The following is an 18,859-nucleotide window of genomic DNA, read 5'->3' on the forward strand; positions in this document are numbered from 1 at the left end:
GGGATTAAAATGGATAGTTTATTATCAATATGTGATATCAAAGATGATGTTAAACATATTTTAGAGTTAGCTAGTAAAATTAAAGCAGGTGAAATTGAAAAAAACCCTCTTGAAGGTAAAACATTAGCCATGATTTTTGAGAAACCATCAACAAGAACTAGGGTTTCTTTCGATGTTGGAATGTACCAATTAGGGGGAAGAACACTTTTTTTATCATCTAATGACTTACAAATGGGTAGAGGAGAACCTATTTCAGATACTGCAAAAGTTTTAAGCCGTTTTGTTGACGGAATAATGATTAGAGCAATTGAACATGATGATGTGGTTGAACTAGCTAAATATTCTGATGTCCCTGTAATAAGTGGATTAACTAATTTAGAGCATCCTTGTCAGGTTCTTGCAGATGTATTAACTATTAAAGAACATTTTGGATCTTTTGATGGTAAAAAAATATGTTTTGTTGGTGATGGAAACAATGTTTGTAATTCTCTTTTATTAATTGCACCTATTTTAGGAATGAACATGTCTGTAACTTGTCCTAAAGGGTATGAGCCAAATTCACAAATCATTAAAAAAGCTCAAAAACTAGCTAATAAAAATAACACAGAAATAACAGTCACTGATGATGTTGAATTGGCTTTAAATAATGTTGATGTGGTTTATACTGATGTTTGGGTAAGTATGGGTGATGAAATAGAATCTGCTCAAAGAAAAATTGATTTCAAACCTTATCAAGTTAATTCTGATTTAATGAAATTAGCTAATGATGACGCTATTTTTATGCATTGTTTACCTGCTATTCGTGGTCAAGAAGTATCTGCCGATGTTATTGACGGACCACAGTCTGTTGTATTTGATGAAGCAGAAAATAGGCTTCATGCACAAAAAGCTGTTTTATATTACTATTTAAAATAATATAGTATGTAATATCTTAATGAAAGGTTCCTTAATTTATCATGTTTTAGAAGCCTTTTAATTTCCATTGTAGTTTTGCAATTGTATATTTAGGTGAAGTTATTAGGTCTAGATTATTCTATAATATAATTATATTAATTTTACTCTTTTTTAAACACAAATAAAGGCTAATATAAATGCACACTTCAAAAAATGAAATTTCTATTTTTAAGATAATTATATATATTGATTTTATACAGAGTTAAATGTATAATATATAAAGGTTATTATGATGAGAGGTGGAGAAGCAATAATTGAATCCCTCAAAAATATGGGGGTTAAAACAATATTTGGTTATCCTGGTGGACAAACCATACCGTTCTATGACATGTTATATGATTCAGATATTAATCATATATTGGTTAGACATGAACAATGCGCAGCTCATGCCGCAGATGGATATGCAAGGGCTTCTGGTGAAGTAGGTGTGTGTTTAGCTACATCCGGTCCAGGAGCAACTAATCTTGTAACAGGTATTGCAACTGCATATATGGATTCTTCTCCAATCGTGGCAATTACGGGACAGGTTCCTACTCATTTAATTGGTAATGATGCATTTCAGGAAGCAGATATTATTGGAATAACTATGCCTATTACTAAACATAGTTTTCAACCTAAAAATCCAGATTTATTACCCTCAATCATCAAATCAAGTTTTGAAATAGCGGCTAGTGGAAGACCAGGTCCAATTATAATTGATGTTCCAAAAGAGGTTCAGGAAGGAGAATTAACAGTCTTTAATGATTCTTTAATTCAAACTCCTGGTTATAATCCCACAATTAAAGGTAATATTAGACAAATTAGAAAAGCTGCTGAATTGATTAAAAAAGCTAAAAGGCCATTAATATTAGCTGGATCTGGTGTTATTTTAGCTAATGCTTCAGTTGAGTTAAAAAGATTTGCAGAAATTATCAATGCTCCAGTAATGACCTCTTTACTTGGAAAAGGAGCTATTGATGAAACTAATGATTTAGCTCTTGGTATGCTTGGAATGCATGGAAGGAAAGTTTCCAATGATTCTATTAATGAATCTGACTTATTAATTGCAGTTGGTACAAGATTTTCAGACAGAACTACCGGTAATATTGAAAATTTTATTCCAAACACTAAAATTATTCATATTGATATAGACCCGGCAGAAATTGGTAAAAATGTCAATGTTGATTTACCAATTGTAGGGGATGCTAAAAACGTTTTAACTTCTTTCAACCGTGTTTTAAAAGACTATAAATATTCTAAGGATGTTAAAATTTGGACGGAAATGATTAAAGAGAGAAAGAAAAATTTGCTTCCAAGAGTAAGTTACGATGATTTGCCACTAAAACCACAATCAATAATAAAAGAAATTAGTGAAGTTTTAACTCCAGATTCAATTTTAACAACTGATGTAGGGCAAAATCAAATGTGGGCAGCTCATTTTTATGACACACAAAAACCACGTAAATTTATATCATCTGGTGGTCTTGGAACCATGGGATTTGGTTTACCTTCAGCTATCGGGGCAAAAGTTGCATGTCCAGAATGCCCTGTTGTTTCTGTAAATGGAGATGGAGGATTTTTAATGGTTTGTCAGGAGTTAGCTACTATTCGTGAATATGATATTCCTGTTATAGCTATTGTTTTAGAAAATAGAACTTTAGGAATGGTATATCAATGGCAAACTTTATTATATAATGAAAGATATTCTGAAACAAAATTAGGTCATTCTCCTGATTTTGTAAAACTTGCTGAAAGTTTTGATGTTAATGCAGTTAGAATTACAAAACCTGGTGAAACTAAAGATGCTTTAAATACTGCAATTAAAGATAATGAACCAATTTTATTAGATATTATTATTGATCCTAATGAAGCATTACCTATGCTTCCACCTGGGGCAGCTATTAATGAAATGATTGGAGAATATAAACTTGAAAAAGATGTATAGGTGAGTTAAATGACTTTAGAATATCATATAATTAGTGTTTTAGTTGAAGACAAACCAGGGGTTTTACAAAAAGTAGCTGGCCTATTTACTAGAAGAGATTTTAATATTGATAGTATTACTGTTGGAGAATCAGAAGTTGAAGGATTATCTCGCATGGTTATAACAGTTAATGCTGATAAAACTGGATTAGAGCAAGTTACTAAACAACTTAATAAATTAGTTGATATAATCAAGATTAAAGATATAACTAAAAATGCTGTTCAAAGGGAATTGTGCCTTATTAAGGTTAATATTCCTAATGAAAAAGCTAGAGCTGAAATAATGCAATATTCTAATATATTCAGGGCTAAAATAGTCGATGTTTCTGAGGAAACATTGATTATTGAACTGACTGGAGATATAGAAAAAATTAATGCATTCATATCTTTATTAAAAGGCTATGGAATTAAAAAAATTTCAAGAACTGGCCTTACTGCAATGTCTAGGGGTGTCTAGATGAGTATTTTAGAAAATATTTTAGAAGATAATAAAAAATTTGTTGAAAACTTTGAAGCTGTTGAATTATCTCATCATGCTCAAAAGAAATTAGCTATTTTGACTTGTATGGATTGTAGATTGATTGACTTTTTTGAACCTGCTTTAGGTCTTAAAAGAGGAGATGCAAAAATAATTAGAAATGCAGGAAACACCATAGTTGGTGAAGATGCAATCAGATCAATAGCAGCAGCTATTTATAATCTTGGAGTAGAAGAAGTCATGGTTGTCGGACATAGTGACTGTGGAATGGCTGGTTCTGATGTTAACGCATTAAAAGAAAAAATGATTGAAAGAGGAGTTAGCGAAGAGGATATAGCTAATTATGACTTAGCTTCTTGGATTGGAGGATTTGAAAGTGAAGAGCAAAATGTTTTAGATACTGTTGAAAAAATCAAAAATCATCCTCTTATTCCAGATGTGCCAGTTCATGGTCTTATATTGGATGTTGTAACTGGGGAATTAACTGTTTTGGTAGAAGATTACTAATTATCTTTTACTTTTTTATTATTTTTAAGACTCTAAATTTAATTAGATTTCCTATACTATCTATTTTAAGTTACTTTTATAAAGATAAAAATTCATATATTCTATTTAATTGTATATTGTCAAATTTAATTTTACTTAATTATCAAAAATTAGGAGATATAAAATATGAAAATGTATTATGATGCAGATGTAGATATTGATGCTCTTGAAGGTAAAACAATTGCAGTAATTGGTTATGGTAGCCAAGGTAGAGCTCAATCTAGAAACATGGCAGACAGTGGTGCTAATGTCATTGTAGGTGTAAGAGAAAATGGTAGTTCTTGGAATTTAGTTCAAGAAGATGGTATGACTGTAAAAACTATCGAAGATGCCGCTAAAGAAGCAGACATTATTCACATTTTACTCCCTGATGAAATTCAAGAAAAAGTTTATGCAGAACAAATTGCACCATATGTTGGAAGTGGAGACACTATTTCATTCTCCCATGGTTATAATATCCATTTTGGATTAATTAAACCTGAAGAAGATGTTAATATCGTAATGTTTGCACCAAAAGGACCAGGGTCTATGGTAAGAAGAACCTATGAGGAAGGTTTTGGTATTCCTGGTTTAGTAGCTATTGAACAAGATGCAACTGGCGATGCTTTACAGCTTGCATTAGGCATGGCAAAAGCATGTGGATTAACTAAAGCTGGTGTTTTAGAAACTACTTTTAAAGAAGAAACAGAAACCGATTTATTTGGTGAACAAGCGGTTTTATGTGGAGGTATTACTGAATTAATCAATTCTGGATTTAAAACATTGGTTGAAGCTGGATATCAACCCGAAATCGCATACTTTGAAACTTGTCATGAAGTAAAACTTATTGTTGATTTAATTTATGAAAAAGGTTTTGAAGGAATGTGGCATGATGTTAGTAATACTGCAGAATATGGTGGTTTAACCAGAAGAAAATCTGTTATTACTGATGAAACAAAAGAAGGTATGAAACAAGTTTTAAAAGAAATCCAGGATGGAACTTTTAAAAAGCAATGGGCCGATGAAAACGCTACTAATGGTGCTAATTTAAAAGAAATGAGAGCAGCTGAAAATCAAGAAACAATTGAAGTTGTAGGTAAAAGACTTAGAAAAGCTTGTGGATTACAAAAAAACGATTAATAATTTTTAATTATCTTTACTATTTTTTTTAAAGTGTGAGCTATCATGGCATTTATAGGAATGGATCATGGAACTACTGGGATTTCTTTTTGCATAATGTCTAATAAAGGGGATATTATAGATATTTTTAAAATCGGAAGAGAAGAAAGTAAACAAGGTTTAATATCTGCTAAAGAAGAATTATCTAAACGAATTGATTTAAAATCTGTAAAATTGATGGCTATTACTTATGCAATGGGTGATGGGATTAATAAAGTATTACCTATTGAAAAAATAGAAGATAAGGGGATTTTATCTATAAATGGAGCTGGAAAGGTTACAGGCGGAGGAACTTCTGTGTTCAGTGAACTAGAAGAATTAAATATTCCAACCATTATGATTCCAGGACTTCATAAAAATTCCACATCTCTTGATAAATTATTTAGAGCAGCCTATTCTCATCAAGCTAGTCCAGAAAAAGTCAGTATTTGTTATAATGCTTCTAAAGAAAGTAATTGGGAGAATTTTATTGTTGCAGATATTTCATCTAATAGTGTCAATATTTTAATAGAAGATAAAAAAATTAAGGGTGCAATTGATGCATGTCTTGGTGCTATGGGTGTTGTACATGGCCCAATTGATTTAGAAATGATTCGTGATATAGATGAAGGTAGGGCATCTGCAAATGACTGTTTTTCTCATGCTGGAGCAATCAAAATAGTCGAAATCGATGATAAAGTTGCTAATATTAAGAATAAATTATTAAAAAATTATGCTGCTGGAGATAAAAAAGCTAAATTGGCAATCGATACATTAATAATGACTGTTGCTATGGAAATAGCAGGTCTTGATATTGTATGCAATAATAAAATTGATGGTATAATTTTAACTGGTTCTATTGGAAGCATTAAAAAACCTTTTGATTTTGAAAAAGAAATTAATAAATATTTTAAAGATAAATATTCTTTAAAGGTTATATCTAAAGAATCAGGAGCTATTGGTGCAGCACAAATAGCTAGGGATGTTTATGGTGGTAAAAAAGATATATTAGGTATTGAAGTTGATTTAAATTGACTTCAATAATTAGCTATTCTTTTAAGCTAATTAGAATTATATTTCCGCCTTTAATAGTTTCTAAACCATTTTCAGTTTCTAAAACAAGATTTAAATAATTATCAACTGCAATAATTTTTCCTTCACTTTGATAATTACCTCTTAAATCAACATTAACATGTTTATTTTTAAATTGACTAAATAATTCATTTACATTATCTTCTTCATTTGTCATTAATTTCAACCCCTAAATTTCTAGTTTCTAATTTTGATATTTCAAGTTTATATACTTTAATGTTTAAAATATATATGAGGTAAACTATGGCAATTAATCAATTAGAAAGCAATTTAGAAGCTATTACTAGAACAATAGCTAAATTAAAAAAAGATGGTTGTACTGATGAGAAAATTTTAAACGAGCTCCGTAGTGAAAGAGAAAAAATACTTAAAGATTTAAATTTATAAGTATTATTTCAACCATTTTTTTAATAAACTCATATCTCCAGTTAGATCTATTTTAAGAGGGGTTATAGTTGTCTTATGGCATTTGCGTAGTTCATATCCATCGCTTCCAGGATTATCGGACGAATAAGGTTCACCACCTATCCAATAATATGGTTTTCCACGTGGATCTAATCTTTTTTCAATTATAGGAGTATACATTCTTTGTCCTAGTTTTACAACTTCGAATTCTTCATTAATAGGATTTGCAGGAATATTAACATTTAATAAGTCAATTCCTTCAGGTAATCCCTTTTTTAATACTATTTTAGATAATTTTTTAAGCATTTTTCCAGCAAAATCAAAATCAATTTCCACTGCTCCATTTTCAAATTTCACATCGTCTCGAACTACTTCTTGGGATATAGCAATTGTTGGAATTCCAAAACTAGCTGCTTCCATTGCTGCTCCTAAAGTTCCCGATGTTGTTAATTCTGCTTGACCTATGTTAAAACCAGTGTTTATACCAGAAATCATCAAATCAGGTTTTTTATCTAATATTTCAAATAGTGCAATACTAACACAATCGGTTGGTGTACCATTTACACTATATCCAGTATCATTATCTCTTAAAGATATTTCATCAACTCTTAATGGGTCGTATAATGTAATTGCATGGCCTATTCCACTTTGTTGTGTTTCAGGAGCTACTAAATATGCATCACCTAAATTTTCCACTGCTTTTTTAGCAGCTAATATTCCTGAAGCGGTTATTCCATCGTCATTACTAATCAATATTTTCATATACTATTATAGCTATCACTTGTTTATATAATTATATTGGCTTTTAATTTCTAGAATATAATATTTATAATAAACTTTAATAATAATTTAATCTAAAAATTATAATTAAGTAATTTTTTATAAAAAACACATGTGGGTGGGACTTTGGAAAAGCCACAATTAATAAATTTTATTGCAAAGGTAATGGAAGATTCAGGTTTTAGAGTTTATAAAAATTTTAAAACATCTCAAAGGGTTATTGACATTTATGCTGTACTACCAACAACAATAGGGGACTTTGGCGTAGTTGTAGCTTGTGAAAACTTTGATAAAGATTATGAAGTTGGTGTCGATATTTTAAAAGATATGGAGGAAGCAGCTATAAGTTTAAAGGCTTCTAAAGTAACTGTTGTTGCCTCTTCTTATTTTTCCAACCAAGCTTCAAATTATGCTTTAAGAAAAAACATTAAATTAGTTGATAGGGAGAATTTAGTTGAGCTTGCTAAAAAATATCAAGATAATACATCACAAACTACTTTAAACAATTCTTTTGATGGTAGACGTGAAAATTATGAAATTGTAGAAGAATATCCGGAGTATGATTATGATGCTTCAGATATGGATTATTTAATGCGAAGGCGAGATGCCAATCCTGTTGTTTATAAAAACACATTATACAAGCAAGATGAAGACCATAATTCTAAATTTTCATTTTTAAATAGGTCTAAACGCCAAGAAAATCAATACCACTCTTTAGCTCCTCAAACAAATTTGTACAATTACAATCAACATCAAAGTAGAGGATTATTATCATATCCACTTTTAATGACTTTACTAAATAATACAATATTCTTGATTTTAGTCGTCGTTGTTATTTCATACTTGCTTTCATTTATATTTAGCAGTTTATTCGGTCTTGATTCAGGTATAACAGGATTAATTGAGATGTTTGTAGCCATTGCAGTTTCATATGGATTATCTTTATTAACTGAAAAAGATAGTTATTTCATTGTTAAAGGAACATTTGTATTCTTTATTTCACTTATTATTTTAATTTTATTAATTTTTGTTTAATTTAATATAATTAGAATTCAATATTATCAAAATAAGTCCAAGTAGGTATAAAAACCAAATCATAATATCGGTTGGGCCTGTTTCAATCCAGATTAAAGTATGGGTTAAAATTATTGAGTAAATTCCAATTCCCATTCCTTCTTTTAATTTATTTAATAGTTCTAAAAATAGTCCAATTAAAAACATTTGTATGGTAAGACCAATTATTCCAAAATCAAGGTATACTGGTCCAAACAATGTGGATGTTAGGCATACATTATATTTTAAAACATACTCTCCAATAAATGTTCTAGGACTTCCGCTTGAAAAAATCATACTTAATATATGTCCATGAGTAGTTGCACCTAATGGAATTATTTTTTCAAATACTTCTAATGTAAAAGCCGCTCTGTAAAAAAGTAATTCTAATGGATTTAATGTCCAATGTTGTGTAGCGATAGATTGGGATGCAATATAACCAATAGCTATTCCACCAATTACTATTAATCCAACGAATATTGTTCCAATTTTTTTATTGATTTTACCAAGGTAATAAAGGGTAATAAATACGCTTCCTAAAATTCCAATTACAGAAGTTCTATAACCATTTAAAGTAAATATCATTACACCTAATAAAACAACTAATAAATAGCGTTTTTTATAATATTTTGCAAGTAATATGTTTATCATTATTAAAAATAAAGGATAAGCTATTCTCCATATATTTGTAGTTGCATTTGATTTTAAAACACTATTAAATAAAGGTATTCCTCCTATCAAAATTAAATTTAATGTTTGTAAAGAAATAGCTATTAAAACAAGACTAATTAATGCCTTTTCGGATAAAATATCTATTTTTCTTGTATTTTCAAAAGAAATTTTGTATTTTCCTATTAAAATTGCTACTATAAATACAATTATTGCAAAAAATATTGTTAAAATCAATTCTAATTTGAGAGGATCTTCGAATCTATAATTAAATGATCCAATATATCCCATTAATAAAAAAACCAATATGGCAACTACAATGATTGCCGGTTGAAAAAAATCAACTTTTTTAAAATCCATATTATCCTCCATTTTCATAGGATGAAATTGCAAGATTTCCTCCAAAATTAGGCATCGCGGCTACATGAGTGTGGACATAACTTGCAAGCGTATTTTTTTCTATAAATCCATCTTGATGGTTATAAGAACCTTTTCCTCTTAAAATATTAAATGCTAAATCATGTTTAATATTAGTTTTATCTACAATAACTTTTGAATAATGAAATTCATGACCGTTAAATTTTTCACCTTTTTTAGAAATAATATTGTCTTTAGTAACTTCTGCTATTGTGTATTTTAATGCTTGTACTCTATCTGTTAAAATAGCTTTGTAAGGGTATATATTAATCATTTTATCATCGTGTATAGAATTCATAAGGTACATTAATCCACCACATTCAGCAAATATTGGTCTATTTTCCAGGTGAAATTCTTTTATTTGATGTCTAATATTTTTATTTTCATGTAATTGCTTTGAGAATAATTCAGGATATCCTCCACCAATATATAACCCGTCTACATCAGGTAAGTTTTCATCTTTTAATGGGGAAAAATACTCTATTTTTACATTATTAGCTTCTAGAGATTCAATATTTTCCTTGTAATAAAAGTTGAATACCTCATCAAAAGCAACTCCGATTTTAACCTTTTGTCTGTTAAGTTTATTCCAAATAGGGACGATGTTTGATTTAATTTTTGGAGAACTTTTAGCTATTTCTACTAATCTATCTAAATCAATGGATTTTTTAATAATATTCGACCATAAATCAATAAATTTTAAAGAATTTTCTCTTTCTACAGCAGGAACAAGACCTAAATGCCTTTGTTCAATAGATAGGGATTTATCACGTATAATTCCACCTATAACTTCGGTATTTGTTATATCTTCAATGGATTTTTTAGTTTTTAAGTAATGGTTTTTATTTTTTAATTTGTTTAAAATCACGCCAGCAATATTTATTTTAGGATCTAGTTGTTTAAAACCCAAAACTAAGGCCGCTGCACTTTTAACTAAACTTCTTGAATCAATGATAAGTATAACAGGAGCTTCTAATGATTTAGCTATTGATGCAGTACTTCCAACATCATTAACCGAGTCAATTCCTTCATAAAGGCCACGAACACCTTCAATAATAGCAATATCTTTAGATTTCATGGCTTTTAGATAAGAATCTCTTACTTGTCCAGGTATCATAAAAAATGAATCTAAATTCCTAGATACATTGCCTGTAGCTAATGTATGGTAAGATGGGTCAATATAATCAGGACCAACTTTAAAAGGTTGTACATTAAATTTATCACTTAAAGCTTTCATTATTCCAGTAGCTATTGTTGTTTTTCCAACCGAACTACCAGTCCCTGCTAATATAATTCTCATATTCAATATTTTGGAGATTATTATATAACAATTTTTGTATTATCAAATCATTTTATATAATATTAAAAAGAAAACCTACAATATAGTGTAATGGTGGTTAAATGAGAATACTTCTTATTCATTCTGATTATTTAAATTATAATGTAAAAAATAAAACACCGGTAGCAGAGGAAATCGAAGAAGTTAAAAAAAAGGGGTCTTTTGATGAATCTTTGGTTGTATTTACTGCTGTTGAAAAAGATGATGAAAATAATCCGGAAGCTATCGTTAAAAATTTAGTTAGTGAAGTTAAGAAAGCTAATGAACAAGTTAAAGCTGAAAATATTGTATTGTATCCATATGCTCATTTATCTTCTTCATTAAGCTCTCCTAAATTAGCTGTACAAATTTTAAAGGATGCTGAAGAAGCTTTACTTGCTGAAAATTTTAATGTTAAAAGAGTGCCTTTCGGATGGTATAAAGCATTTGAAATTTCATGTAAAGGTCATCCATTAAGTGAACTTTCAAGGACTATTACTGTAGATGATAATGAAGAGGAAAAAACAGAAAGAAAACCTTCTACTTGGCAAATTCTTAATGGAAATGAATTAATAGAAATTGACGATTTTAAATTTGAAAATAAAACTTTCAAACAACTTGTTGATTATGAACTTGGAAGAGGTGCTTCTGATAAAGGTGAACCCCCTCATGTAAAATTAATGCGAGAAAAAGAAATATGTGATTATGAAAGCGCTTCTGATGTAGGTAACCTTAAATGGTATCCAAAGGGTCGTTTAATTCGTGATTTATTAGCTGATTATGTTTATAACTTAGTAGTTAATCAAGGAGCAATGCCAATTGAAACTCCTATTTTTTATGACTTAGATAATGAAGCTATTTATCAGCATGCATACAAATTTGGTGAAAGACAATACAGAACAGACACTAAAAGGAATTTAATGCTTAGATTTGCATGTTGTTTTGGTGCATTTAGAGTAATGGCTGATTCATTTTTAACTTGGAAAAACTTGCCTGCTAAACTTTATGAATTATCTACTTACAGTTTTAGATACGAAAAAAAAGGTGAAGTTGTAGGTCTTAAAAGATTAAGAGCATTTACAATGCCTGATTTCCATAGTTTTTGTGCCGATGTTGATGCATCATTAGAAGAATTTTCAAATCAAACAGAAATGTGTCTTCAAACTGGTGTTGATTTAGAATTAAATTTTGAAGTTATATTCAGAGCAACTCAAGACTTTTATGATGAGCATAAAGAATGGATGTATTCTATTGCTTCTAAATTTGAAAAGCCTGTACTTTTAGAGATTTTACCAGAAAGACATCATTATTGGGTTTGTAAAATTGATTTAGCTAATATTGATTATTTAGGTCGTCCAATAGAAAATCCAACCATTCAAATTGATGTTGAAAGTGCTAAAAGATTTGGTATTTCTTATTTAGGTGAAGATGCTTCTCAACATACTCCAACAATTTTACATTGTTCTCCAACTGGAAGTATTGAAAGAGTTTTATGTGCACTTTTAGAAAAAACTGCTATTGAAATTAATGAAAAATCCCCAAAATTGCCAACTTGGTTAAGCCCAATTCAAGCTAGAATTATCACTGTTGGAGAAAAGCATAAAGAATTTGCTAATACTTTATATGATAAAATCAATGCAGCAAATATTAGAGTCGATGTTGATGATAGGGATGAAAGTGTTGGTAAAAAAATTAGAAATGCTTCTAAAGAATGGATTCCATATATTTTTGTTGTTGGGGATAATGAAAAAGAATCTGGTAAATTCCAAGTAACTGTTCGTGAAACTGGTGAAAAGGTTGAAATGACTTGTGATGAATTAATAAATGAAATTAATGAAAAAATTAATGGAATGCCTTTTAGAAGATTGCCTTTACCTAAGGATATTTCAAAAAGGATTAACTTCCAATAATTTTATTTATAAATAAAAATAAAGTATAAAATGTTATTACATAACGGAGGAAATTTAATGGACCCAATGTATAGAATAGGAGAAGCTCTTATTGGTGATGGTGCTGAATTAGCACATGTTGATTTATTAATAGGGGATAAATTAGGACCTGTTGGTCAAGCTTTTGCAAATGGATTATCAAACTTATCTGTTGGTCATACTCCATTGACAAGTGTTATCAGACCAAACTTAATGACTAAACCAGCAACTTTAATTATTCCTAAAGTTAGTGTTGGTGATTTAGAAGATGCTAGTAAAATATTTGGACCTGCACAAACTGCAGTTGCAAGAGCAGTTGCTGATTCAGTAGAAGACGGATATATTCCAAAAGAGATTGTTGAAGATATTGTGCTTAATGTTAGTGTATTTATTGATCCTTCTGCTAAAGATTTCAGAAAAATCTACCAATACAACTATGGAGCTACTAAATTAGCTATTAGAAGAGCAATGTCTGGATATCCATCAATCGATAAAGTTTTAGCTGAAAAAGATCGTGGAACTCACCCTATCATGGGATTCAGAGTACAAAAACTTTGGTCTCCACCTTATTTACAAGTTGCACTTGATTTAGATAATTTGGATGCAATGGCAAAAATCATTGCCGATTTACCTGATAAAGAAAGAGTTCTAATTGAAGCTGGAACTCCCCTTGTTAAAAAATTCGGTGTTGGAGTTGTAGCTAAAATCAGAGAATTACGCCCTGATGCATTTATTATCGCCGATTTAAAAACTTTAGATGTTGGTAGAGTTGAAGTTAAAATGGCAGCTGATGAAACAGCTGATGCAATAGCTATTTCTGGTCTTGGTACAATTGAATCAATTAAAAAAGCTATTCATGAAACTCAAAAACAAGGTATTTATTCAATTCTTGACATGATGAATGTATCTAACTTTGAAGAAAAATTATCTCAATTACCTGATGACTTAAAACCAGATGTTGTATTATTACATAGAAATGTAGATTTAGAAACTTATAAATCTGAAAAGGGTGAAGATACTAGTGAAATGACTGAATGGGGTAATATTAAAGAAATTAAGAAACTCATTGCTAATGGTTTAGTAGCTGTAGCTGGTGGAATCACTCCAGATAAGGTTGAAGAAGCTACATCTAAAGGTGCAGATATTATTATTGCAGGTAGATATATTATTGGTTCAAGAGATGTTAGAAGATCTGCTCAAGATTTCTTAGCACATTTTCCACAAGATCCAGATAGTATGAGACTTGCATTAGATGAAGATGAACAAGTAAATTAGATTTATTTCTAATTTATTTTCTATTTTTTTAAAAGGAGAGTTTAAGATGGGATTTTGTAATTCTTGTGGCAGACCAATTGTTAAAAAAGATTATGGGACTAATAAGGATGGAAGTCCCAATGATGAGTATTGTATTGATTGTTTTCAAAATGGTGAATTTACAGAACCTAATATAACCTTAAATGAAATGATTATTAGAAAAACTAAAGAAATGATGGAAAAAAATCCTAGATTGCCTGAAACCCAAGCAACTGGAATTACTGCTAGGTTTATACCAGGTTTAAAAAGATGGAATCCTGAATATAGTTATGAAGATGATTTTGAATTTTAATTTCCACTATTTAAAATAAATTCTTTTACTCTATTAGCTATATATTCATCATGACTTTTATTTGATTTTAAACGGTATAGTTCTTCTTCTAAATTGTTATATTTATCAACCAAATCATTATATTCTAAACGAAGTGAATCATAATCTTTTTCTAAATCTTCATTTATTTCAAAAATTTCTGCATAGCTAGTTTTAGTATTAAGATTTTCTTGTTTTAATTGATCATATTTACTGCTAATATTAGTATAACTTTCTTTAATATTGTTTTGTTCATCAATTAAACTAGAATACTCGTTTTTAAGAGATTTATTTTCCTCTTTCATATCACAGTATTTCTTTTTAAGATGGTCATGTTCAGTTTTGATGTTACTCTGTTTATTCTTAAGATTCTCATTTTCTTCTTTAATACTTGAATACTTAGTTTTTAGATTTTCTACTTCTGTTTTAATATTGATAAATTTGTGTTTAAGGTTTTCATTTTCTTCTATTAATTTAGAGTGTTTATTTTTAATAGTATCATTTTCTTTTTTCAAATTTTCAATATTGTTTTTGTTCATATCATCTATTTCTTGTTTAAGTCGTTTTATTTCCTTTTCATATTCAGAAGCGGATGGTTTATTAGAATTTTCAAGTTGTTTTTCCAATTCTTTCACCTTCTCAAGAGTTAAATAATTAGCTATTTTAAGCGATTCATTTGTTTCGTGTATTTGGTTAAAATCTTCAATTTCGGAGTGGGGAATAATTAAAACTTCTTCTTTATTTTCATAAATGTCCTCTGTTTTTGGTACTGTAATTTGAATTTGTTCTGTTGTGTATTTTCTTTTTTCACCATTTTTAAGAGTTCTATTGTATTCTCTTGAATACTTTTTTACAATACCTTTTCCTACCTTCATGAATTTTTCTCCGGGATAAAATAATAATTAAATTATATATTTCAAATATTATAAATATTTATGTAAACTAAAAAATATAAATTAATCTATTAAAGGGGTTTAAATGAAAATTTTTGGTATTTGTGCTAGTCCAAGGAATAATACTACTGAATATGTTTTAAAAAAAGCTTTAGATAGTCTGGAATCAAATGGATTTGAAACAAACATATTTACCTGTCATGCTAAGGATATTAAACCCTGTATGCATTGTGATTATTGTATTGAAAATAAAAAATGCATAATTGATGATGATATGGGGGAAGTTTATAAAAATCTTCAATTAGCTGATGGTATAATTTTAGCAACGCCTATTCAAAGTGGAGGGATAAGTAGTAATTTATCTGCTATAATGGATAGAACTAGGGCATTAGAAGCTATTGATTTTAATTTACTTAGGGGGAAAATTGGTATGAGCATTGTTGTTGGTGGCGATAGGACTGGAGGACAAGATTTTGCTCATTTAAAAAATATTACTTATTTTATGATACATGGCATAATTCCAGTTAGTGGTGGACCATTTGGTTCTAATTTAGGTGCTTCATTCTGGTCTAATGATTCATTAGACGATATTAAGAAAGATATTTATGGTATGGACTCTTTAAAAAGGACATTATTTGAATTCCAAAATTTCTTAAATAAATATATTTAAATATTAAAATCAAGTTAATTATTAACTAGCATTTTTTAAAAAGGTTTAATCATGGCGAATAAGTTAATTAGGGGTAGTTTAATAATTTTTATAGGTAATGTGATATTCCGTATAGGTGGATATATCTACCGTTTTTTAATGGCTATTCTTTTAGGTCCTACAATGTATGGAATTTTAGGTATTACCTTGCCTTTTCAAGGTATATTTCAAACCCTTTCAGCAGGAGGTCTTCCTCCTGCAATAGCTAAATATGTAGCTGAATATGAGGCTGTGGATGATCATAACATGGCTAGGCAGACTATTTACACGGCTTTAAAAATAATGGTGTTTTTAGGGTTGTTTTTTGGGGTTATCATGATTTTTGTTGTAGCTCCATGGTTGGCTTATAATTATTTAGAAAAACCAATAGCCATGGTCCCTTTACAGATAGTTGGAATTATTACTCCATTTAGTGTTATTGTTGGTGCTTTTAGAGGAGCATTTCAAGGATTATATAAAATGGAGTATATTGTTTATACTCGTGCCGTAGAACAATTAGGAATGATTTTATTTGCAACTGCATTTGTTTTAATTGGTCTTTCTACTGTTGGAGCATTATGGGGTACAGTTTTGGGTTATTCTCTTTCTGTCATAGCTGCACTTTATATATTTAAAGTATATTTACCTAAATACATGCCGAAATATAGTTCGGACTTTGTTTTTACAAGAAAAGAAGAAATATCTCTTGCTTCAAAGTTAGTTAAATTTTCTATACCTGTTATTATTACAGCTATTGCTGAAATGTTGATTTATAATATTTGTACTATTATTATGGGTAAATTCTTAACACTTGATGATATAGGATTTTTTGCAGCTGCCGATCCTATTTCTAGATTGCCTTTGATTATATCTATTTCTATTGCAACTACAATCTTACCCGCATCTTCTGAAGCTTTTAAACTTAAAAATACATCATCTCTTCAAAAATATGTCAGCCAAGCTTATAAATTCTCGTTATTGTTTGTTGTTCCAATGTGTGTTGGTTTAGCTTTGTTTGCTGAGCCTACTTTAAGAGTTTTATATTTCAAAAATACAGCTTATGTTGCAGGGGCAATGGCATTAGCTATTTTGTCAATTGGAATGACATTTTATTCAATATTTTCTATTTCAACTAGTATTATTCAGGGGATTGGGAATCCTAGAATTCCAATGTATATACTAGTATGTGGATCTATTGTAACAGCTATTCTTAATTGGATTATGGTTCCTTCTTGGGGTATTGCTGGTGGTGCAGCAGCTACAAGTATTGCTTGCTTTTTAATGATGATTCCTTGTGTTTGTTTTGTATTTAGATTAACTAAAACAAAAGCGCCTACAAAAGCAGTATTTAAAATAATATTGTCTTCAGTTATAATGGCGATGTTTGCTTATTTTATTCCAAAAACTACAATGTTTTTATTCCCTGGAATATTTCTTTGTATTATTGTTTATTTTTTTGCATTAATTTTGGTCAAATACTTCACTAAAGATGATATTGAAGGATTAAGAGTTCTTTCATCTAAATTTGGACCATTATCTAAGATTATTAATAAAATATTAAATTTTGTTGAAAAATTGGAATTTAGATAACTGGGACTGTCAATTTGTTAGGTCTTGATTTCGGTTTTCGATCCAACCATTTTTTCTTGACATAATATAAGCAAACATGCCTTCAGGAGTTCTATAAATTCTTTTTGTGTGTTTATCTAATGTATTTCCTAAATAATTTTCTAATTTATTATTAGTTCTTTCTAGTTTTTCTTTAAAGGGATTTTTTAAGAATTTTAGAAATTTTCTATATTCTGGGAAAAAGTTTTTATTTAAATATTCAGATAAAAGTTTAGGAAACCCTTTTAATTCATTTTTTAATAAATCGATATAACGAATTGCTTTTTTGAAAGTTTGTTGGTTAAATAATTCGTAAAATAATTCAAGATATTCTTTTATTTCTTGTTCTAAGCATATTTTTTTGTCTTTAATTAATTTTTTAATTTTGTAATCTGAGAGTTCAGGATGTTTTATTTTTAATTTCTGCTTGTAATTTTTTACGGTTTTATTAATTTCAGATTGCATGGCTTCTAAAATATTTTTATATAAATGAAATATGCAATGTTGATGAACGAATCCTAATTCATTCATTATTTCATCATATCCTTGTTTTGAATCTGTTACTATCTGCTTTTACGGTATTTTAATGGATATGCTTTTTTTAATAAAATTTTTAACAGTTTTATTTGATTCATTATTTGATATATGGCATGCTACGGGCATGTTTCTTATTGTATCAAATATATCGAGTCTATAACCACCATTTACCTTCTATTCTAATCCATTGTGCGTCATAACCAAAATATCCTGAGAGTTCTGATTCCTCATCACACCAATATAGTGAATCACCAAAAAATATGTAATTTTTCTAATGGATTCATAAGAGATATTTAATGATAATAATTCATTAAAATCATTTTTAAGATTTCTTATATGATTTCCATCCATGTTGGAGTAATCTTTTTGCTTTATTTTTAGTATTATTTGAAAAATTGCAGTATTTTTCATAATATTTAGAGAATTCTGATTGACATTTTCTTTTACAATCATGGCATTCATATCTTTTTATTTTCACCTTAACAGCCAAACCAGATTCTAAATACAAAATTCTCCAATTAAAATCTTTCTTAATAAACTTTTTTTTAGAACCACAATGTTTACAAAAAGGATAACGCTCTTCTATTTCACCATTTTTATTAACAAAATAATTATCATCCAATATTGATTCAATAGGAAGAATTATAGTTTTAGACAAAAAATATTTATATTAAATGTGACTAAAATAGTAATATGAGTAGAAATGCTTATATTAATAAAGATATCCCACTTTCTAAAATTCATGAAGTTAAAGCTGATTTAAAGCATTA

General features: G+C 29.0%; 20 protein-coding genes. 13 read left to right on the forward strand and 7 right to left on the reverse strand.

The window, feature by feature from the left end:
- Positions 1-9: 9 nt before the first annotated feature.
- The 6 genes from argF to MBORA_RS01830 all read left to right on the forward strand — a co-directional run bounded on the left by argF (position 10) and on the right by MBORA_RS01830 (position 6,112).
- A complete protein-coding gene (gene argF, locus MBORA_RS01805; RefSeq protein ID WP_042694717.1) occupies positions 10-915 on the forward strand; it encodes an ornithine carbamoyltransferase in 906 nt (301 codons plus the stop codon).
- Between the two features lie 271 nt (positions 916-1,186).
- A complete protein-coding gene (locus MBORA_RS01810; RefSeq protein ID WP_042694784.1) occupies positions 1,187-2,878 on the forward strand; it encodes an acetolactate synthase large subunit in 1,692 nt (563 codons plus the stop codon).
- Positions 2,879-2,887: 9 nt separating this feature from the next.
- Positions 2,888-3,373 carry an acetolactate synthase small subunit gene (gene ilvN / locus MBORA_RS01815; protein ID WP_042694719.1) on the forward strand — a complete coding sequence of 162 codons (486 nt, stop codon included), beginning with the start codon at positions 2,888-2,890 and terminating at the stop codon, positions 3,371-3,373.
- On the forward strand, positions 3,374-3,901 hold the full coding sequence (locus tag MBORA_RS01820) for a beta-class carbonic anhydrase (protein ID WP_042694721.1): 528 nt from the start codon (positions 3,374-3,376) through the stop codon (positions 3,899-3,901).
- A gap of 165 nt (positions 3,902-4,066) precedes the next feature.
- Positions 4,067-5,059 carry a ketol-acid reductoisomerase gene (gene ilvC, locus MBORA_RS01825; protein ID WP_042694723.1) on the forward strand — a complete coding sequence of 331 codons (993 nt, stop codon included), beginning with the start codon at positions 4,067-4,069 and terminating at the stop codon, positions 5,057-5,059.
- 45 nt (positions 5,060-5,104) lie between these two features.
- Positions 5,105-6,112 (forward strand): methanogenesis marker 12 protein, encoded by a 1,008-nt coding sequence (locus MBORA_RS01830; RefSeq protein ID WP_042694725.1) that lies wholly within the window; start codon positions 5,105-5,107, stop codon positions 6,110-6,112.
- 13 nt (positions 6,113-6,125) lie between these two features.
- Here the strand turns inward: MBORA_RS01830 and MBORA_RS01835 are convergent, their stop codons facing one another.
- Entirely contained in the window at positions 6,126-6,326 is a 201-nt protein-coding gene (locus MBORA_RS01835; protein WP_042694727.1) for an LSM domain-containing protein, read from the reverse strand.
- An 86-nt stretch (positions 6,327-6,412) separates the two neighbouring features.
- On the opposite strand from MBORA_RS01835, the gene MBORA_RS10780 reads away from it, so the two are divergent.
- Positions 6,413-6,556 (forward strand): hypothetical protein, encoded by a 144-nt coding sequence (locus MBORA_RS10780; protein ID WP_169805455.1) that lies wholly within the window; start codon positions 6,413-6,415, stop codon positions 6,554-6,556.
- A gap of 3 nt (positions 6,557-6,559) precedes the next feature.
- Here the strand turns inward: MBORA_RS10780 and surE are convergent, their stop codons facing one another.
- Complete coding sequence (gene surE / locus MBORA_RS01840; protein ID WP_042694729.1) at positions 6,560-7,336, reverse strand: 5'/3'-nucleotidase SurE; 777 nt, start codon at positions 7,334-7,336, stop codon at positions 6,560-6,562.
- Between the two features lie 144 nt (positions 7,337-7,480).
- Between surE and MBORA_RS01845 the strand changes: the two genes are divergently transcribed.
- Positions 7,481-8,389: a restriction endonuclease gene (locus tag MBORA_RS01845; protein WP_042694731.1), complete on the forward strand. Its 909-nt coding sequence runs from the start codon at positions 7,481-7,483 to the stop codon at positions 8,387-8,389.
- Here the strand turns inward: MBORA_RS01845 and MBORA_RS01850 are convergent.
- The gene (locus MBORA_RS01850) at positions 8,375-9,436 is read right to left on the reverse strand and encodes an oligosaccharide repeat unit polymerase family protein (protein ID WP_042694786.1); all 1,062 of its coding nucleotides are present in this window, start codon (positions 9,434-9,436) and stop codon (positions 8,375-8,377) included. The genes MBORA_RS01845 and MBORA_RS01850 overlap by 15 nt on opposite strands.
- A gap of 1 nt (position 9,437) precedes the next feature.
- On the reverse strand, positions 9,438-10,793 hold the full coding sequence (cfbB, locus tag MBORA_RS01855) for a Ni-sirohydrochlorin a,c-diamide synthase (RefSeq protein WP_063720150.1): 1,356 nt from the start codon (positions 10,791-10,793) through the stop codon (positions 9,438-9,440).
- 101 nt (positions 10,794-10,894) lie between these two features.
- On the opposite strand from cfbB, the gene MBORA_RS01860 reads away from it, so the two are divergent.
- The 3 genes from MBORA_RS01860 (at position 10,895) to MBORA_RS01870 (ending at position 14,345) form a co-directional block, all read left to right on the forward strand.
- A complete protein-coding gene (locus MBORA_RS01860; RefSeq protein ID WP_063720151.1) occupies positions 10,895-12,721 on the forward strand; it encodes a threonine--tRNA ligase in 1,827 nt (608 codons plus the stop codon).
- A 66-nt stretch (positions 12,722-12,787) separates the two neighbouring features.
- Positions 12,788-14,014, forward strand: coding sequence for a bifunctional 5,6,7,8-tetrahydromethanopterin hydro-lyase/3-hexulose-6-phosphate synthase (locus MBORA_RS01865; RefSeq protein ID WP_042694789.1), 1,227 nt, complete (start codon positions 12,788-12,790; stop codon positions 14,012-14,014).
- A 46-nt stretch (positions 14,015-14,060) separates the two neighbouring features.
- Positions 14,061-14,345, forward strand: a complete 285-nt coding sequence (locus tag MBORA_RS01870) for a zinc ribbon domain-containing protein (RefSeq protein WP_042694733.1) — start codon at positions 14,061-14,063, stop codon at positions 14,343-14,345.
- Here MBORA_RS01870 and MBORA_RS01875 read toward each other — a convergent pair.
- A complete protein-coding gene (locus MBORA_RS01875) occupies positions 14,342-15,238 on the reverse strand; it encodes a coiled-coil domain-containing protein (RefSeq protein ID WP_063720152.1) in 897 nt (298 codons plus the stop codon). The genes MBORA_RS01870 and MBORA_RS01875 overlap by 4 nt on opposite strands.
- Positions 15,239-15,341: 103 nt before the next feature.
- Between MBORA_RS01875 and MBORA_RS01880 the strand changes: the two genes are divergently transcribed.
- A complete protein-coding gene (locus MBORA_RS01880; RefSeq protein ID WP_042694735.1) occupies positions 15,342-15,926 on the forward strand; it encodes a flavodoxin family protein in 585 nt (194 codons plus the stop codon).
- Positions 15,927-15,977: 51 nt separating this feature from the next.
- Entirely contained in the window at positions 15,978-17,534 is a 1,557-nt protein-coding gene (locus MBORA_RS01885) for a flippase (RefSeq protein ID WP_042694737.1), read from the forward strand.
- Between the two features lie 9 nt (positions 17,535-17,543).
- Here MBORA_RS01885 and MBORA_RS01890 read toward each other — a convergent pair whose 3' ends face one another.
- Both MBORA_RS01890 and MBORA_RS01895 read right to left on the reverse strand, forming a co-directional pair.
- Positions 17,544-18,083, reverse strand: a complete 540-nt coding sequence (locus MBORA_RS01890) for a hypothetical protein (RefSeq protein WP_063720153.1) — start codon at positions 18,081-18,083, stop codon at positions 17,544-17,546.
- A gap of 328 nt (positions 18,084-18,411) precedes the next feature.
- Positions 18,412-18,747: a hypothetical protein gene (locus tag MBORA_RS01895; RefSeq protein WP_063720154.1), complete on the reverse strand. Its 336-nt coding sequence runs from the start codon at positions 18,745-18,747 to the stop codon at positions 18,412-18,414.
- Positions 18,748-18,859 lie beyond the last annotated feature (112 nt).

Source organism: Methanobrevibacter oralis (assembly GCF_001639275.1).
GTDB lineage: Archaea > Methanobacteriota > Methanobacteria > Methanobacteriales > Methanobacteriaceae > Methanocatella > Methanocatella oralis.

Excerpts from the sequence above, each read along its gene's own strand:
- argF (WP_042694717.1), top strand. The coding sequence starts at position 10 with ATGGATAGTTTATTATCAATATGTGATATCAAAGATGATGTTAAACAT.
- MBORA_RS01810 (WP_042694784.1), top strand. The coding sequence starts at position 1,187 with ATGAGAGGTGGAGAAGCAATAATTGAATCCCTCAAAAATATGGGGGTT.
- ilvN (WP_042694719.1), top strand. The coding sequence starts at position 2,888 with ATGACTTTAGAATATCATATAATTAGTGTTTTAGTTGAAGACAAACCA.
- MBORA_RS01820 (WP_042694721.1), top strand. The coding sequence starts at position 3,374 with ATGAGTATTTTAGAAAATATTTTAGAAGATAATAAAAAATTTGTTGAA.
- ilvC (WP_042694723.1), top strand. The coding sequence starts at position 4,067 with ATGAAAATGTATTATGATGCAGATGTAGATATTGATGCTCTTGAAGGT.
- MBORA_RS01830 (WP_042694725.1), top strand. The coding sequence starts at position 5,105 with ATGGCATTTATAGGAATGGATCATGGAACTACTGGGATTTCTTTTTGC.
- MBORA_RS01835 (WP_042694727.1), bottom strand. The coding sequence starts at position 6,326 with ATGACAAATGAAGAAGATAATGTAAATGAATTATTTAGTCAATTTAAA.
- MBORA_RS10780 (WP_169805455.1), top strand. The coding sequence starts at position 6,413 with ATGGCAATTAATCAATTAGAAAGCAATTTAGAAGCTATTACTAGAACA.
- surE (WP_042694729.1), bottom strand. The coding sequence starts at position 7,336 with ATGAAAATATTGATTAGTAATGACGATGGAATAACCGCTTCAGGAATA.
- MBORA_RS01850 (WP_042694786.1), bottom strand. The coding sequence starts at position 9,436 with ATGGATTTTAAAAAAGTTGATTTTTTTCAACCGGCAATCATTGTAGTT.
- cfbB (WP_063720150.1), bottom strand. The coding sequence starts at position 10,793 with ATGAGAATTATATTAGCAGGGACTGGTAGTTCGGTTGGAAAAACAACA.
- MBORA_RS01860 (WP_063720151.1), top strand. The coding sequence starts at position 10,895 with ATGAGAATACTTCTTATTCATTCTGATTATTTAAATTATAATGTAAAA.
- MBORA_RS01865 (WP_042694789.1), top strand. The coding sequence starts at position 12,788 with ATGTATAGAATAGGAGAAGCTCTTATTGGTGATGGTGCTGAATTAGCA.
- MBORA_RS01870 (WP_042694733.1), top strand. The coding sequence starts at position 14,061 with ATGGGATTTTGTAATTCTTGTGGCAGACCAATTGTTAAAAAAGATTAT.
- MBORA_RS01875 (WP_063720152.1), bottom strand. The coding sequence starts at position 15,238 with ATGAAGGTAGGAAAAGGTATTGTAAAAAAGTATTCAAGAGAATACAAT.
- MBORA_RS01880 (WP_042694735.1), top strand. The coding sequence starts at position 15,342 with ATGAAAATTTTTGGTATTTGTGCTAGTCCAAGGAATAATACTACTGAA.
- MBORA_RS01885 (WP_042694737.1), top strand. The coding sequence starts at position 15,978 with ATGGCGAATAAGTTAATTAGGGGTAGTTTAATAATTTTTATAGGTAAT.
- MBORA_RS01890 (WP_063720153.1), bottom strand. The coding sequence starts at position 18,083 with ATGAATGAATTAGGATTCGTTCATCAACATTGCATATTTCATTTATAT.